The sequence below is a fragment of the Staphylococcus sp. FSL W8-0305 genome (genome assembly GCF_037966415.1).
GTDB classification, from domain to species: Bacteria; Bacillota; Bacilli; order Staphylococcales; family Staphylococcaceae; genus Staphylococcus; species Staphylococcus aureus.
On sequence record NZ_CP150198.1, the window covers coordinates 1,788,320 to 1,805,914 of the forward strand.

General features: G+C 34.5%; 17 protein-coding genes and 1 pseudogene. 5 read left to right on the top strand and 13 right to left on the bottom strand.

Annotation, left to right across the window (positions count from 1 at the left end):
- Window positions 1-2: 2 nt before the first annotated feature.
- From NST10_RS08855 to NST10_RS08905, 11 genes and pseudogenes are all read right to left on the bottom strand, one after another.
- Window positions 3-1,028 (bottom strand): alcohol dehydrogenase catalytic domain-containing protein, encoded by a 1,026-nt coding sequence (locus tag NST10_RS08855; RefSeq protein ID WP_000610169.1) that lies wholly within the window; start codon window positions 1,026-1,028, stop codon window positions 3-5.
- On the bottom strand, window positions 1,021-1,737 hold the full coding sequence (locus NST10_RS08860) for a 2-C-methyl-D-erythritol 4-phosphate cytidylyltransferase (RefSeq protein ID WP_000638469.1): 717 nt from the start codon (window positions 1,735-1,737) through the stop codon (window positions 1,021-1,023). The genes NST10_RS08855 and NST10_RS08860 overlap by 8 nt, the downstream gene beginning before the upstream one ends.
- A 527-nt stretch (window positions 1,738-2,264) precedes the next feature.
- Window positions 2,265-3,308, bottom strand: coding sequence for a galactitol-1-phosphate 5-dehydrogenase (locus tag NST10_RS08865; RefSeq protein ID WP_000645611.1), 1,044 nt, complete (start codon window positions 3,306-3,308; stop codon window positions 2,265-2,267).
- Between the two features lie 23 nt (window positions 3,309-3,331).
- Window positions 3,332-3,478: a hypothetical protein gene (locus NST10_RS08870; protein WP_000230358.1), complete on the bottom strand. Its 147-nt coding sequence runs from the start codon at window positions 3,476-3,478 to the stop codon at window positions 3,332-3,334.
- 1 nt (window position 3,479) lies between these two features.
- Complete coding sequence (locus NST10_RS08875; protein WP_000646194.1) at window positions 3,480-4,535, bottom strand: zinc-binding dehydrogenase; 1,056 nt, start codon at window positions 4,533-4,535, stop codon at window positions 3,480-3,482.
- 17 nt (window positions 4,536-4,552) lie between these two features.
- On the bottom strand, window positions 4,553-5,812 hold the full coding sequence (locus NST10_RS08880) for a PTS galactitol transporter subunit IIC (protein WP_000120115.1): 1,260 nt from the start codon (window positions 5,810-5,812) through the stop codon (window positions 4,553-4,555).
- Between the two features lie 226 nt (window positions 5,813-6,038).
- Window positions 6,039-6,317 (bottom strand): PTS sugar transporter subunit IIB, encoded by a 279-nt coding sequence (locus NST10_RS08885; protein ID WP_000815795.1) that lies wholly within the window; start codon window positions 6,315-6,317, stop codon window positions 6,039-6,041.
- Between the two features lie 22 nt (window positions 6,318-6,339).
- Window positions 6,340-6,807 carry a PTS sugar transporter subunit IIA gene (locus NST10_RS08890; RefSeq protein WP_000531477.1) on the bottom strand — a complete coding sequence of 156 codons (468 nt, stop codon included), beginning with the start codon at window positions 6,805-6,807 and terminating at the stop codon, window positions 6,340-6,342.
- Window positions 6,792-8,888, bottom strand: coding sequence for a BglG family transcription antiterminator (locus tag NST10_RS08895; protein ID WP_001012732.1), 2,097 nt, complete (start codon window positions 8,886-8,888; stop codon window positions 6,792-6,794). Before NST10_RS08895 ends, NST10_RS08890 begins: the two co-directional genes overlap by 16 nt.
- A gap of 124 nt (window positions 8,889-9,012) precedes the next feature.
- Window positions 9,013-9,116, bottom strand: a pseudogene (locus NST10_RS08900) (hypothetical protein).
- Window positions 9,117-9,225: 109 nt separating this feature from the next.
- Window positions 9,226-10,161, bottom strand: a complete 936-nt coding sequence (locus tag NST10_RS08905; protein WP_000823233.1) for a nucleoside hydrolase — start codon at window positions 10,159-10,161, stop codon at window positions 9,226-9,228.
- A gap of 363 nt (window positions 10,162-10,524) precedes the next feature.
- On the opposite strand from NST10_RS08905, the gene NST10_RS08910 reads away from it, so the two are divergent.
- Entirely contained in the window at window positions 10,525-12,054 is a 1,530-nt protein-coding gene (locus NST10_RS08910; RefSeq protein ID WP_000838204.1) for a PTS transporter subunit EIIC, read from the top strand.
- Window positions 12,055-12,374: 320 nt separating this feature from the next.
- Here NST10_RS08910 and NST10_RS08915 read toward each other — a convergent pair whose 3' ends face one another.
- Entirely contained in the window at window positions 12,375-13,328 is a 954-nt protein-coding gene (locus tag NST10_RS08915; protein ID WP_001031880.1) for an L-lactate dehydrogenase, read from the bottom strand.
- 310 nt (window positions 13,329-13,638) lie between these two features.
- Window positions 13,639-13,746: a hypothetical protein gene (locus NST10_RS08920; RefSeq protein WP_001791329.1), complete on the bottom strand. Its 108-nt coding sequence runs from the start codon at window positions 13,744-13,746 to the stop codon at window positions 13,639-13,641.
- A 154-nt stretch (window positions 13,747-13,900) separates the two neighbouring features.
- Between NST10_RS08920 and NST10_RS08925 the strand changes: the two genes are divergently transcribed.
- From NST10_RS08925 to nikA, 4 genes are all read left to right on the top strand, one after another.
- Entirely contained in the window at window positions 13,901-15,046 is a 1,146-nt protein-coding gene (locus NST10_RS08925; protein ID WP_000954802.1) for a globin domain-containing protein, read from the top strand.
- Between the two features lie 24 nt (window positions 15,047-15,070).
- On the top strand, window positions 15,071-15,244 hold the full coding sequence (locus NST10_RS08930; protein ID WP_000773985.1) for a hypothetical protein: 174 nt from the start codon (window positions 15,071-15,073) through the stop codon (window positions 15,242-15,244).
- 156 nt (window positions 15,245-15,400) lie between these two features.
- Window positions 15,401-15,757 (top strand): DUF488 domain-containing protein, encoded by a 357-nt coding sequence (locus NST10_RS08935; RefSeq protein ID WP_000215220.1) that lies wholly within the window; start codon window positions 15,401-15,403, stop codon window positions 15,755-15,757.
- A gap of 197 nt (window positions 15,758-15,954) precedes the next feature.
- Entirely contained in the window at window positions 15,955-17,430 is a 1,476-nt protein-coding gene (gene nikA, locus NST10_RS08940) for a nickel ABC transporter substrate-binding protein (RefSeq protein ID WP_183902810.1), read from the top strand.
- Window positions 17,431-17,595: the final 165 nt, after the last annotated feature.

Genomic DNA, 17,595 nt, shown 5'->3' on the forward strand with positions numbered 1-17,595 from the left:
TATTAAATCGTCCATTTCAATACTGTTTTTCCCCAAGATGTCGATAAATCCATTTCAAACGCTTGGACGATATCTTGCATCGTACATACATTAATTTCATGTCCTTTTAATAAGGCTAACTTTTCAACAATGTCTGGGTACTTACGATATAAATCAACAACTTGCTCAAAATCTTTAGAGCCGCTTCGACTACTACCAATCAACGTTAATCCTTTTTCAAGTACTAATCGTGTATTCACTTCCACGGGTAATTCACTTACGCCTAACAAAGCAATACTGCCTTCTGGTGAAATATGTTCAACTATTTGTTGAAGTGCAACTTGACTTCCTTTACCTCCAACACATTCAAATGCATGATCAATTTTAAGATCATCTGGTATTTGATTTACTGTAAAGATGTCATCTACAAATGAAAAATGACTTAATTTATAGTCTGTCTTACCAAATACATAAATTTTAGCTTCTGGGTACAACTTACGCAGCAAAATAGCAGTAATATAACCTAAGTTACCATCACCCCAAATACCAAAGCTGGTTTTCAAAGGTATAGATTTACGTTCAAATCGTTGTATAGCATGATAACTTACTGACACTAACTCTGTGTATGAAATCGTACTCAAATCAATGTCATTAGGCAGCGGAACGATACGATCATGTGCCATCACAACGTAGTCTTGCATAAAACCATCATAACCACTAGATCTAAAATAACTAGAGGCTAAGTAATTCTCCGCAATCACGTCGTGTTTTTCTGTAGGTGTATTCGGCACCATTACTACTTTCGTACCTTTTTCAAATACGCCTTTACTATCGAATACAACTTCACCAACAGCTTCATGAACTAATGACATTGGTAATTTTTTGCGCAGTACATTTTCATCTCTTCGACCTGTGTAATACCTTTGATCAGCTGCACAAATAGACAAGTATAAAGGTCTTACGATGACATGATTACCATAAATATCAACATTATTATATGTGACGTCGAACTGTCTCGGTGCAACGAGTTGATATACTTGATTAATCATCGGCAATATCACCTTGAATAATGGCATTTGCTACTTTTAAATCATACGGTGTTGTCACTTTAATGTTGTATAGTTCTCCGCGTACCAATTTAACTGCATGTCCAGATTCGACAATGATTTTACATGCATCTGATAAGATTTCTTTTTGTGCACTACTTAAGGCGCGATAACTATCTTGTAATAATTTAATATTAAATGATTGTGGTGTTTGGCCTTGATACATTTCATTCCTTACAGGGATACTGTGTATGTTCTGTTTATCTTTAGACATTACAATCGTATCAATTGCTTCAATGACTGTATCTACTGCACCATATTTTGCTGCTACTTCAATGTTCTCTTTAATAATACGTTGAGTTAAAAATGGTCTTACGGCATCATGAGTTACAATCACATCATCATCGTTGATACCCTGCGTATTGCGAATATGGTCGATAATGTTCATAATTGTTTCGTTTCGATCCGTACCACCTGCAACTACTTTGACACGTTGATCTGTAATGTTATATTTTTTTAAAATATCTTGCGTATGCGAAATCCACTGTGCTGGCGTTGCGATAATAATCTCATTAAATTCACTCACTAAAATGAACTTCTCAATTGTATGAATTAAAATCGGTTTATTATCAATATCTAAAAATTGTTTTGGTAATGGCACGTTTCCCATTCTCGAACCAATACCTCCTGCTAAAATACCTGCATAAATCATGTTGTCCTCCATTCTGTCATTACATCATTTCCATTTATACATTACTGACCTATGCCCGCACATAAGCCCAACCTATTGCTCACTTTCCTCTTTTATTAAGCCAAAGGCAGTTGTCACAATAGTGTGATAATTTTTTATAAAAATGTATTTTTGTAACTGACCATTCTAAGTTGTTTTGCCATGCAGTTAATCATTAACACTGACGATATTAAATTGTTAAAGGTATTAATGTTTACTCTTTTTCAAATTCATTATTACTGCCATCATTTTACCATATATTATAATAAATTTATCTTATTAAGTGGCTGTACTTGATTTTCACTTTAAAAATTATCAAATATTGCCATCTCATTTTAAGTATACAAAATGCAAAACAACCGATTCACAAGCATATTTCACACAAGTAAACCGGCTATTTAGCAACGTATATTCGAAGATGAATTATTTCGATAGTATCTGTAGACCAGACGGCATTCGCACTTTCATAGCTATAACTATACCAGCGTTTTCGTCCTCAAAGGTGCATACTAATAAATCGTAAACATGACTTTATCAAATCGTTCTTTCTTGTTAACTAATTTATCAAATGTCTCCGGGCCTTTTTCTAACGGTAAAAAATGAGAAATAATAGGCTTTACATTAATATCTTTCGTCTTCATATAATGTAAGGTTGCCGTCCACTCTTTCCCCGGAAAATTACTGGACAAACAGTTCCAAGAGCCACATACTGTCAACTCGTTACGCAGAATTTTTTCAAAATGAACGCGATCAATCTCAATATCATCATATGGTATTCCGAGTAATACCACCTCGCCACCTTTTTTAGGTAGCGTCAATATTTGACCAATCGTAACTTTAGCACCTGATGATTCTATAGCTATATCGATTTGATTGGCGTAATGATTTTCGATGAATTTCTCAAGATTTTCTTCTTTTGAATTGATGGTTTGATGTGCGCCCAATGATGTAGCAATATCTAGTTTATGCGCATCTATATCTATAGCGATGATATGCGCAGCACCAAATATTCGTGCCCATTGAATAGCTAACAATCCTATACTGCCACACCCCATTACTGCAACAGTCATACCAGGTTGTATATTCGATTTATAAAACCCATGCGCAACAACGGCTGATGGCTCAACCATTGCTGCTTCAATGTAATCAACATTGTCTGGTACCTTTAAAACATTTTGCGCTGGCAATTTGACATATTCCGCGAACGATCCAGGTTCATATGAGCCAATGACGAACAACTTTTCACATCGTGCATATTCACCTTTTAAACAATACTCGCATTGATAACAAGGTATGGCTGGGCAACCTGTCACTTTGTCGCCTACATTAACATGCGTAACATCACTTCCAATGGCATCTACAACACCTGAAAATTCATGACCAAATGGCATACCTTGAATGTATGGCCCCATTTTTTTGTATCGTGACGTGTCTGAACCACATATTCCAGTCGCTCGTACTTTAACAATAACGTCATTCGCACTTTCAATGACTGGCTTTTCATTATCCTCATACCGTAAATCTTCCACGCCATATAATTTCAAAGCTTTCACTTGTAAATCACCTCAACTTTGATTTAATTCACAACTTTTTTCTTTTTAAAAATACCTGTCGCAAAATAACCTGCAATGACGATAGAATTACTTACAAGTAGATGTTCCATATAAAAATCAGTGATTTGTCTCAATGGCCCAAGCATAAAAGTTAGCATTGATTCTACCATATTAATTCTCTCCTTCATTTTCATCTAAATCGAGCGGCTTAAGTAATGCTTTAATACCTTCGCCAGATTTTAAATGTTGATACGCCTCGTCCCATTTCGAAATATCATATATTTTTGTCACCAAAGCTTCAGCATTTACTAAACCATCCGCCATAAGTTGCAATGAAGGTTCCCAATCTGCCGGCTTTTGACTTCTACTACCAACAACTGTTATTTCTTTTTGAATCACTTTTTCCATATCAAATGTAATTTCAGCATCCTTAAAAATACCTATTTGACTGTAGAAACCTTTTTTGCGTAAAATATCCAAACCTTGTCGTGCTGCTGGAACTGCACCTGAACATTCAACAACAACATCTGCACCGTATCCGTCTGTAATTCCATTGATATACGTTTTTAAGTCTGTTTGTTGTAAATTGACTACATAATCCATGTGCAATGCTTCTGCTTTATCTAATCTGACTTTGTCATTGTCCAATCCAGTTACCACAACAGTTGCGCCTTTACTTTTCAACACTTGTGCTACAAGTAATCCGATTGGCCCAGGTCCCATTACAACTGCTACATCGCCTGAATTGACTTGAATCTTAGAAACGCCATGATGTGCACATGCTAATGGTTCTGTCATAGCTGCAGACTGATACGACACTTCGTCTGGAATATGATGCAAACTTTCTTCACGTGCAATGACATAATTAGTAAATGCGCCATCAACTTGTGTTCCAATACCTTTTCGATGGTTGCATAAATTATAGTCTTTTGATTCACAGTATTCACACTCATTACAAACATAGAATGTCGTTTCAGAAGTGACACGGTCACCAACTTTAAAATCTTTAACGTCTGCTCCAACTTCAACGATTTCACCAGAAAATTCATGACCTAATGTCACTGGAAAATTAACTTTATAATGACCTTCATAAGTATGAATATCTGTGCCACAAATTCCTGCATAATGTACTTTAATCTTTACTTTATCATCTAGCGGTGTTGCAACTTCTTTATCAAGAAGTTCTAAGTTGCCATGTCCTTCTCTTGTTTTTACTAAAGCTTTCACCACAAACACCTCGATTTTTAATTGAATAGACTAAATAGTTTAAAGATAAGATAGTTAACGATATTACCACCTTGATCAATACTTGAAATTTCAGATGAACCTTTTGGCATTTGTACATTCGTACCTTTCGCCATATCTGTGAAAATAGGTGCTACGTCTGTTGCAATATATAGTGAAATTGCAATCATAATCGTACCCACAATGACAGAATGAATAATGTTTCCTCTTGCTGCACCAACAATAAACGCGACAACAAATGGTATAGTTGCTAAGTCACCAAAAGGTAATACTTGGTTTCCTGGTAAAATAACGGCTAATAAAACAGTGATAGGTACTAAAATTAATGCTGTCGAAATAACCGCTGGATGACCTAATGCTACAGCCGCATCCAATCCAATATAAATTTCACGTTCGCCAAAACGTTTATTTAGCCATGTTCTTGCAGACTCTGAAACTGGCATTAAACCTTCCATTAAGATTTTTACCATTCTAGGCATTAATACCATTACTGCAGCCATTGACATTCCTAAATTAATGATGTCTCCAGGTTTGTAACCTGCTAACACACCAATACCTAAACCTAAAATTAATCCGACAAAGATAGACTCTCCAAATGCGCCAAAACGTTTTTGAATTGTTTCAGGATCAGCATCTAACTTATTCAGACCGGGTACTCTTTGTAACAATTTAACTAAGTAAATACCTGGTGCATAAGAAATTGTACTTCCTGTAGCAATCGATACACCTGGTAAATCAAAGAACTCACTCATCATCGGTGCTGTCCAATCTGCTACTTTCAAACAGATAACTTGGAAAATAACTGCTGCTAATAACGCTTGCCAAATACTGCCTGATACGGCATAAACCATTGCTGCTGTAAACGTATAATGCCAAAAATTCCAAATATCTACATTCATCGTCTTTGTCACTTTAGTTACTAGCAATACAACGTTAACAATGATTCCGAGTGGAATAATAAATGCTGCGACAGATGATGCCCACGCGATAGATGATGTTGCTGGCCAACCTACATCAATCACATTCAGACTGACGCCTAAATTTTTAACCATCGCTTGTGCTGCTGGCCCTAAATTTTTAACTAATAAATCGATGACTAAGAAAATCCCTACAAAAGCCACACCTATTGTTAAACCAGACCTAAATGCCGCTCCAATTTTCTGCCTAAAGAATAGGCCAAGCAAGAATATGACAACCGGTAAAATAACAGTTGCACCTAAATCTAAAAATCCCCTTACAAAATCAGTGAAGTAACTCATATTTAAACCCTCCCTGTTATATATGCATTGTCACGATACTTTCCGATTGTGATTACATTTGACGTTACAGTCATTTCAACGACAACCCTTGCTACATTCGACTGCAATCCCTTTGAATTACAGTCACTGCGTTTCTATGTCATCTACAATCATTTGTCGTGATAGTCATTTATATGCAATTTGCATATATTTATATGTTATTGACCCACGTTACATATCAATTCAGTTATTTTTGTAACTCTGTTAAGATTTGTTGTTTTGTTTCTTCAATACCAATACCAGTTAAGAAATTACGTGCGTTGATAACTGGGAATTTATATTCTTTCTTTGTCATTGCAGTTGTAACTAATAAATCTGCAGTGTCTTCATAAGGTCCAACTTCTGTAATTTTGATTTGTTTAATATCTACTTTAATATTGTGTTCCTTTGCCATTTCCTCAATTGCATTATTTACTACTGTTGACGTTGCAATACCTGCACCACACGCTACTAATACTTGTTTCATTTTCAATTCCTCCAATTAATTTTTAGTTATATTTCAAATAATCATTGATTAGTGTTGCTAAAATTGTTTCATCTTTCGTTCGTAGAATCTGCTCCAATTTTTCTTCACTTTGAAAAATTTGCATCAACTGTTGTAACAGCTTAAGTTGATCATCTACTTTATCCATTGCTAACATAAAAACGATTTTCACTTCTGTCTGTTGATCAAGTGTTCCCATTTCAATAAACGGCACTTCTTTTTCTAGAACAGCCACACCTATCGTTCTATGGTTAATATGTTCGACATCTGTATGCGGTATAGCAACCGAACATAGATGCGTTGGTAAACCAGTAGCAAACTCTTTTTCTCTGTCGATGACTGCATCTTTAAACGTTGACTTTACGAACCCATTTTGAAATAACACATCTGACATTTGTGACAATACAGATTCTTTATCAGTTGCCGACAAATTGAGCATTATATTTTCTTTATGCACTAATTGCTGTCCCATCCATTTTCCCTCGCTTCTTTATTTGAATAATTTTTTAAAATCTCATTTACATCAGAATTTTTGCGACTTTGTATGATGCGCTTAATTGCGTCATTGTTTTGCGCCACATCTCTCAATTGTAGTAACGCTCTTAAGTGTGTCACTTTATCAACAGCAGCAATAGGTACAATAATATGGATTGCTGTGCCATCTGACATGTATATTGGTTCTTGTAATATCAACATACTCATCGCTGTTTTATGTACATGCTTTTCAGAGTATGCATGTGGAATAGCAATATTTTGCATGATAACCATATACGAATCATCAAATGCCTGTTGCATCTCATGAATATATTTAATATCAATAAAATGATTAGCAACTAACACATCACTTGCTTTAGCAATAGCTTCATCAATATTTTCAACATGATGTATTCTTTTCACGTGCCTTGCTGGTATCAAGTCAGCTAAATCTAATGTCTTATTTTGTGTGACAATCGATCCATTAATGGTTGAAATTGAATTATAATTCGCAATAAAATCTTCTAAACCATCACGTAGTTCTGTAATGTCATTAACTGTCGTAGTGCGTTCAATTAATGCCATTAACTTGTTTATTTCCTTATCAATGTCAGCCGATTCCTTATTAATGTACTTCATCACTTCTTTACGTAACTTTCGTTGCTCATTTTCAGATAAAGCTACTTTTGTGATAAATAATTTTTTATGTGTTAAGACAAACATTGGTGAAAAGACGATGTCATAATCTAATGTGTAATTTTCAAATGTTCTAAGTGAAATCGCATCTAAGAAAATAATTTCTGGAAATAAGTTTCGCAACTCGTATAACATCATTTGTGATACTGACGTACCTTGTGTACACACGATAATAGCTTTTATCTTGCCATCGAAGTTTTCATCTTGACGTCTCAAACTACCTCCAAACAACATGGTTAAATATGCTATTTCATTATCAGGCAATGATTTTCCGAAATATTCAGTTAACGATTGACATGATTGTTTCACCATATGAAATAAGGATTGATAATTTCCTTGTAAAGGATTTATTAATTCATCACGATCCGTTAAGTTATATTTAATCCTATAAAAAGCAGGCGTTAAATGTAACAAGAGTTGCTGTGATAATTTCTCCTTATCTTCAATGTTAATAAAAGTAATTTGTTCAAAATGGTGAATCATTTGATCAATGGCCATCGTTAAATTCGATATGTTATCTGATTCCTGCAAATCAGTCCATTGCACACTTGTTGAAAGTAAGTGTAGCGTCAAATATAACTTTTCCGCTTCTGGCAAATCCGGCTCATGTTGCGTCATAATCTCCGTTGCTTGATATTCTTTCGTATCCCTCAAATACTGATAATTAATATTTAATGGATTAATCACATGACCACTTTGAATTCGTCTACGAATCACACAAAGGACGTAAGGCAATGAACTCAGTGATTTGTCTATAAAGCGACTCTTCAAAAATTGTTCTACCTGTTTGATCTTGTCTTTTTGATATGCGATATCTTCGAATGTTAAGTTGAGCGCCTTTAAAACTTCACTTTTAGTAATATCATGATTTAACCTTTGATCAATCAACTTAATGAAGAAACGGCGAACTTCAAATTCATCACCAACAATTTCATAACCATGTTTTCGAGAATACTTAAGTGACAAACCATGATCTTCCAATTGCTCTTTCACATGATTTATATCGTGAATGACAGTATTTTTACTGACTTGTAAATCAATTGAAAAATGGTTTAGAGACATTGCGTTTTCCTTACTAAAAAGCATGAGCATTAAATAATAACGACGTGTTTCTATGCTAAAAATGACATTGTTGCCGTTTAACATTTGCTGCTCCGATACATCTCGTTTGAATAACGTCATGATTTCAGAACTTACAATAAAATTTCCTTGGCTTGTTCTTTCAAGTTTTGGATAACCCTCTTGTTCAAGCCACAAATTGATTTTTTGAATGCGATATCCTAGTTGTCTACGAGACAAACCAAATATCGATTCAAGTTCTTTACCATGAATAGTAGGATTCAATACAATTTCTCTGAGTATTTGCTGATTATCCCCGTTCATGTTCGATCCTCCTTTGAGCATCTGAGCTCAATTTATCATCAATCGTCACACCGATGTACACTCGTTGAACACATATTTTCAAAATGAGTATGTACATCATTGTGATGTTTCGACAACATTCCAATTATATCGGTATTTTTTGTGATTTTAATCTTTTAAAATAAAGCAATTGAAATTTTTGCATATATTTTTGTATTTTGTGTTTTTTGAAGCATTTTTAACATACATATCTCAATCATTATCAAATTGCCATGACCATTGTAATCCAATACAAAAACCCTAAGGACGCTTAAATCAGGCACCTTAGGGTTAACTGTATCTATTTAATTAAGTATTATTATTCGTATGTACGTAACTTATGATCTATCAAGTTCCACACTTCTTCAACATCAACTGCTGTAGCAAAATAGGCATTGGCAGGCTTACCTGTAACATGATTTAAATCTACAGCCATAGTGCCATAAGTTAGTGGACTTTGATGTTCAATGTCGATATTAACGGGTACCATTGTAAACAATTCTGGTTGTAACAAATACAAAATTGTACAAGCATCATGTATTGGACCACCGTCCATATTAAAGTGAGTCTTGTATGTCTTCTTAAAGAATTGCAATAATTCTACGACGAACTGTGCAACAGGATTATTGATACTTTCAAAGCGTTCAATCACGTGTTCATCGGCTAAAACTTGATGTGTTACATCTAAACCAAACACATTTATAGTAATCCCACTTTCAAAAACACGCTTCGCTGCTTCAGCATCTACCCAAATATTGAATTCTGCTGTAGGCGTCCAATTTCCAAATGTACCACCACCCATCAAAGTAATAGATTCAATATGCTCAGCGATTCTTGGCTCACGAATCAATGCCGTTGCTACATTCGTAAGAGGACCTGTCGCTACAATTGTTACAGGTGTATCACTCGTCATCACTTTGTTAATAATCACATCTGATGCTGGCATTGCAACTGCTTGACGTGATGGTGTCGACGGTAGTTTCGGACCATCTAATCCAGATTCCCCATGTATTTCAGAAGCAAAGGCAACTGGTTTAATTAACGGCCTATCCGCACCTTTCGCTACTACTATATCTTGGCGTCCCATAATATCTAATACGTTCAAGGCGTTTGTCGTGTTCTTGTCAACTGATTGATTACCTGCGACTGTGGTTACAGCTAATATCTCTAGTGGACTGTCAATTGCCCCCGCTAAAATTAATGCTATTGCATCATCGTGTCCTGGATCACAATCCATAATAATCTTTCTTTTCATTATATATATCCACCTTTCTTAAGTTGTTATCGATAGCTTATGTATATTTATTTATGTGGTGAATCATGTTTATTTTGAAAAATAGTTTTAACTTTCACATAGTTTTGGATACAAACACTATTTATCTATTTTATGGCTTATAAATTTATCCGATATGCCTTGTCACCCCACCTCGCTAAAAAATAGGATATCTACAGAACTATACCGACTTTTGTCAACTCATTTTCACCACAATATAAACAGCAATTTATATGATTGTTACATGATTCAAACAATTTTTATGAAAAATATTTTCATACACAGAATATATATTGATATTAAATTTCTCAAAAGCTATATTGAGAATAATTAGGAGGGATGTTGATGAAATCTTTATTTGAAAAAGCACAGCAGTTCGGCAAGTCCTTTATGCTACCTATCGCAATCTTACCAGCTGCAGGTCTATTGTTGGGTATCGGTGGTGCATTAAGTAATCCAAACACCGTTAAAGCATACCCTATTTTAGATATTACCTTATTACAAAATATTTTTACATTAATGTCAGCTGCAGGTAGTATTGTTTTCCAAAATTTACCAGTCATCTTTGCAATTGGTGTCGCAATCGGATTATCTAGAAGCGATAAAGGTACTGCAGGTTTAGCTGCACTGCTCGGTTTCTTAATTATGAACGCAACTATGAATGGCTTATTAACTATCACGGGCACATTGGCAAAAGATCAGCTTGCACAAAATGGACAAGGCATGGTGCTCGGTATACAAACGGTTGAAACCGGTGTTTTTGGCGGGATTATCACAGGTATTATGACCGCAATACTTCACAACAAATATCACAAAGTGGTATTACCACCGTATTTAGGTTTCTTTGGTGGCTCTAGATTTGTCCCTATTGTCACAGCATTTGCCGCAATCTTTTTAGGTGTATTGATGTTTTTCATTTGGCCAAGCATACAAGCCGGCATTTATCATGTGGGTGGATTTGTAACGAAAACAGGTGCCATCGGTACTTTTGTTTATGGCTTCATCTTAAGATTGTTAGGTCCACTCGGTTTACATCATATTTTTTACTTACCATTTTGGCAGACGGCACTTGGTGGTACTTTAGAAGTCAAAGGTCACTTAGTTCAAGGTACGCAGAACATCTTCTTTGCTCAACTTGGTGATCCAGATGTGACGAAGTATTATTCAGGTGTGTCACGCTTTATGTCAGGCCGTTTTATTACGATGATGTTCGGCTTATGTGGTGCCGCACTTGCAATTTATCACACGGCTAAACCTGAACATAAAAAAGTTGTCGGCGGTTTAATGTTATCCGCTGCACTCACTTCATTTTTAACAGGTATTACCGAACCTTTAGAGTTTAGTTTCTTGTTTGTCGCACCTATTCTTTATGTAATCCATGCCTTCTTTGATGGATTAGCATTTATGATGGCAGACATTTTCAACATTACAATTGGTCAAACCTTCAGTGGAGGCTTTATCGATTTCTTACTTTTTGGTGTGCTACAAGGTAATAGTAAAACAAACTACCTATATGTCATACCTATTGGAATTGTGTGGTTCTGTTTGTATTACATCGTTTTCAGATTCTTAATTACGAAATTTAATTTCAAAACACCTGGTCGTGAAGATAAAGCTGCAGCACAACAAGTTGAGGCTACTGAAAGAGCACAAACTATTGTTGCTGGTTTGGGAGGCAAGGATAACATTGAAATCGTTGACTGTTGTGCAACGAGACTACGCGTTACACTTCATCAAAATGACAAAGTCGATAAAGTACTACTCGAAAGTACTGGTGCCAAAGGTGTAATCCAGCAAGGCACTGGTGTGCAAGTAATTTACGGTCCTCACGTTACAGTTATCAAAAATGAAATTGAAGAATTGCTCGGGGATTAAGACTAACCGAAATATCAACAGAACTAATGGCAACGATGTACGGAGTAAGAAGTGACATCGCTGCTTTTATTTTTAATGTTGCATTTGAAACATTAAGTTCATCATGCACTGTAGTGAGTCCGCAAATCGCCTCTGCTAGACAATCATCTTAATGCTATGATTAAAGCTTAAGTGCCAGATTTAAATTTAATTTCAACAACGACTTTCACTACATTAAAAATAGGGCTACTCGACACGTATAGTTGTATCAAATAGCCCTTTATACAATTTTTTGGGGTAAGGTTTTACAATTTTTGGAATGGTATAGATTTTATAAAAAGTTATTTAAGTTCTTCTGCTTCAGCCATAATATCTTTTAATGTTTTAGCTGAATGTGCGAACTTGCTTTGTTCTTCGTCGTTTAATGGGATTTCTACGACGTTGCGAATACCGTTTCTATTGATGACTGCTGGAACACCAATATAAACATCTTCTTCATCATATTCGCCTTCTAATAATGCTGATACAGTCAATACAGCATCTTCATTTCTGAAAATCGCTTCAGTAATTCTAGCTAATCCCATTGCAACACCATAATAAGTGGCACCTTTAGCTTGAATAATGTCATATGCTGCATCACGTGTTTGAACAAAAATTTGTTCAATTTGCGCTTTGCCCTCAGGACGTTGTTCAAGTAATGTCTTCAAAGGTTGACCCGCAATATTAGCGTGTGACCATACTGGTAATTCAGTGTCACCATGTTCACCAATAATTTGAGCATCGACGCTACGTGGCGCAACATCGAACGCTTCGCTTAACAATAATCTAAAGCGTGCAGAGTCTAAAATTGTACCAGAACCTATAACACGTTCTTTAGGTAAACCAGAGAATTTCCATGTTGCATACGCTAAAATATCAACAGGATTTGTAGCTACCAAGAAAATACCATCAAATTTTGATGCCATTACTTCACCAACAATTGATTTGAATATTTTCAAGTTTTTAGATACTAAATCTAAACGTGTTTCTCCAGGTTTTTGTGCAGCACCAGCACAGATGACAACTAGATCCGCATCATGACAATCACTGTATTCGCCAGCTTTCACACGAACTGTTGTTGGAGAATATGGTGTGGCATGTTTTAAATCCATAACATCTCCTCGAACTTTTTCAGTGTCTAAATCAATGATGACTAATTCATCAACAATGCTTTGGTTCACTAATGAAAATGCGTAGCTTGAACCTACTGCACCATTACCTATTAATACAACTTTGTTCCCTTTAAATTTGTTCATTACAAAAACTCCCTTATGATTAATTCACTAACATACGTGTAGTTTCAAATATGTTAGTTTAATGCTGCTTATTGACGATACAAAAGCAAATAAACATCTCTTTTATTTTCAACGCATAACTTAAAAGGTCATGTGTCATCCGCTTTTAAGTTTGTGATTTATTTCACATATAAAATGTAACATGCATTAAGTACTGGGTCAATATTAAATTGTGATTTATTTCACATTTTATTTTAATTTTTACACCTTTTTAATTTGTATACGATTACATCTTAGATGTCTTTAGTCTTCGTACTTCGCCAGTGATTATTTACACTTTCACATTTTTATTATCATGTTTACTTTTTTCTAAGAAAACAACAATGTTTTTTGAATTAGTCAAATAAATGCGCGCAATCGTCGGTGTACAAACAGACAATTGTACACAATGCTTATTGATAAGTATTTAAAAAATTAAAAATGTCATACAATTATCAAATTTGCCATTTTATTTATATTTTCTCAAACCAATTAATTGAATATCGGAATTTTTAGTAGAATAATCAAAATAGACAGATTAAAGGAGGAGTATCATGCTTACAGAACAAGAGAAAGACATTATCAAACAAACGGTGCCATTGCTTAAAGAAAAAGGAACAGAAATTACGTCAATCTTTTATCCAAAAATGTTTAAGGCACATCCTGAACTTTTAAATATGTTTAATCAAACGAACCAAAAAAGAGGCATGCAATCTTCAGCATTAGCACAAGCTGTAATGGCCGCAGCGGTTAATATCGATAATTTAAGTGTTATTAAACCAGTTATTATGCCAGTTGCATATAAACACTGCGCGCTACAAGTTTATGCTGAACATTATCCAATTGTGGGGGAAAATTTATTAAAAGCCATTCAAGACGTGACAGGATTAGAAGAAAATGACCCTGTCATTCAAGCTTGGGCGAAAGCATATGGCGTTATTGCGGATGTGTTCATCCAAATTGAAAAAGAAATTTATGATCAAATGATGTGGATTGGTTTTAAACCATTCAAAATTACCAATATTAAACAAGAATCTGAAGACATTAAATCATTTACAGTTGAAACTGATGCATATGACTTTAGTCAATATGTACCAGGCCAATACATCACAGTTGATGTTTCTAGTGATAAACTTCCATATAGAGCTAAACGTCACTATTCTATCGTATCAGGTGATAAAAATCATTTAACCTTTGGCGTTAAACGTGATGTCACAACAGAACATGAAGGCGAAGTTTCAACAATTTTACACGATGAGATTAAAGAAGGCGATATGATTAATTTAGCTGCACCTGTAGGTGGATTCGTATTAGAGAATACGACTGAACCACAACTTTTCTTAGGTTCAGGTATTGGCGTCACACCTTTAGTAGCAATGTATGAAGCTGCCTCTGCCAAAGGTTTAGATACTCAGATGGTTCAAGTTGCTGAAAATGAACAACATTTACCTTTCAAAGACAACTTCAACAGTATTGCAAATCATTATGACAACGCTAAATTATATACCCACTTAAAAGGCGAACAAGGTTATATCGGTGCTGAAGAATTAAAAGCATTTTTAGCAAATAAACCTGAAATTTATATCTGTGGTGGTACAAAATTCTTACAATCTATGATCGAAGCACTTAAATCTTTAAATTACGATATGGATCGCGTACACTACGAAACATTTATTCCAAGACTAAGCGTTGTAGTATAACTGAGAAAAGAGGTTAGTGCTCATATGAAACTTAATCAACGTTACGTTAAAGTATTTGCATTATATTTCGCGAGTATTGTTACCGCAAATATTGTTGTCAAAAATAACAATTTAATCAAAACATTGATTCAAACACTTGCCGGTTACACCGTCTTTGCAGTTGGTTTGAAGTATTTAACTAAACGTAAAAATAAATGACATCTATACAAAAACAGCTATGACTTTACTTTGTCATGGTTGTTTTTTAATTGGGAGTGGGACAGAAATAATATTTTCGCAAAATTTATTTCGTCGTCCCACCACAACATGCATTGATGTATGCTCACTGAATTTCATAAGAAAGGAGTTCACAAGATGACCGTAGATATTGGACGGATTTATGACAATAAAGATAATACAGACGCTATTCGTATCCTAGTCGATAGAGTCTGGCCAAGAGGTATTTCGAAAAGAACTGCTAACCTAGATTATTGGTTAAAAGACATTGCCCCTTCTACTGAGTTACGACAATGGTTCCAACATGATCCTAAACTTTATGGTGCTTTTAAAGAAAAATACGAAAAAGAATTGCGTGACAATGAGACGCAAAAAGAAGCTTTTGAAAAATTAAAGGCAATTGTAAATCAACATCATCATGTTCTATTGTTATATTCAGCAAAAGATACTAAACATAACCAAGCTGTAGTACTACAGCAGTTGCTCAATACTTAGATATATATGTTTATCGTGGATCACTATACATGTCGCTAACTTCATTTCTAATATTTATTTTTAAAAAGTGTAATTACTACAATTAATTGAACTTTAATAATTACTGAACTTGAACAACATTTTACTTCAACAAAATAAAGTTTTAAAATATTAATTGTTGGGTTTTACATAGTAATTAGAAAGAGAGTGTTAATGAAATGAAGTTTAAAAGACTAGCAACTATATTTTCAGCAGTATTAGTGTTATCAGGATGTGGCTCAATGCATTCATCTGGCAAAGACTTAAATATTTCGTTACCGTTAAAAACAAAGTCTATTGCACCTTATGAAACAGATGTACCAGTTAAGATCGGTGCTGCAGAATCATTATTTAAAACAAATGATCAAGGAAAAATAGAAAAAGTATTAGTGAAATCGTATCATCAACCAAATGATACAACGTTAGATATAGAATTAAAAGATAATATTAAATTTCAAAACGGTCAAAAATTGACTGCAGAAAAAGTGAAATCTAGCCTTGAAAATAGCATGAAAAAAAGCGACTTGGTCAAATATTCATTACCAATATCATCAATTACCGCTAAAGGTCAAAAACTAACAATTAAAACCAGTTCCGCTTACCCTGAACTTGTATCTGAATTAGCTAATCCTTTTATGGCAATTTATGATACAGATGCTAAATCAGATGTTAATCAAACTCCTGTTGGTACAGGCCCTTACCAAATTAAAGATTATAAGCAATCTCGAAAAATATCATTGTCGAATTTTAAGGACTATTGGCAAGGTAAACCGAAACTTGATCATATTACTGTGACGTACCAAGAAGACGGCAATAATCGCGTCAGAAATTTAGAATCTCAAAAAGATGATTTAATAACTGATGTCCCAGTTAATAAAGTTCAAGACATAGAAAATAATCAAAATTTAAAAGTGTCAAAAGAATCTGGATTTAGAACTTCTTTACTTATGTATAATCATACTAATAAAAAAATGACTAAATCCGTTCGTGAAGCATTAGATCATATCATTGATAGACAAGGTATTGCAGATCATATTTATCAAGGTTACGCGAAACCTGCAACGAGTCTATTTAATGATAAAATTCCATATATTAAAGAACCTAAGTTAACCAAACAAAATATCGAACAAGCAAAAACGTTATTAGCTAAAGATGGTTACACAAAAGAACACCCTTTAAAAATTAAGTTAATTACGTATGACGGTCGTCCAGAGCTATCGAAAATTGCGCAAGTATTACAATCAGATGCTAAAAAAGCAAATATTGAAATCGACATTAAAAGTGTTGATGACATAGAAGGTTACTTAAAAGACCGTTCTGCATGGGATGCAACAATGTATAGTTTCGGAACGATTCCTCGTGGAGATACAGGCTATTTCTTTAATCAAGCATATAAAAAAGATGGTGCTATTAATAAAGGAGACTACAATAATAACAACGTTGATGATTTAATTAATCAATTGAATCATACTGTAGATGTTAAGGAACGTCACAATATTTCTAATGATATTATTAAATTATCAAGTCGAGATGTACCTAACAGTTATATTGCTTACAACGATCAAATAGTTGCTGCTAACTCTAAGGTTAAAAATTATAAAGTAACACCTGAAGGTATCTATTTAATCGATTATCGAACTACGATTGAACGATAAGGGAATGTGGGACATTGATTTATGTCTCAGCCCCGCTTCAATAAAAACCACGCCGAAGTCATTCTAGATGATGATGGCGTGGTTTAATTTGCTTATATGATTGTATTACTTTCTGTTTGATGAATTTCAATAAAATGATTATTACATACTTTCAGCGAATCATGT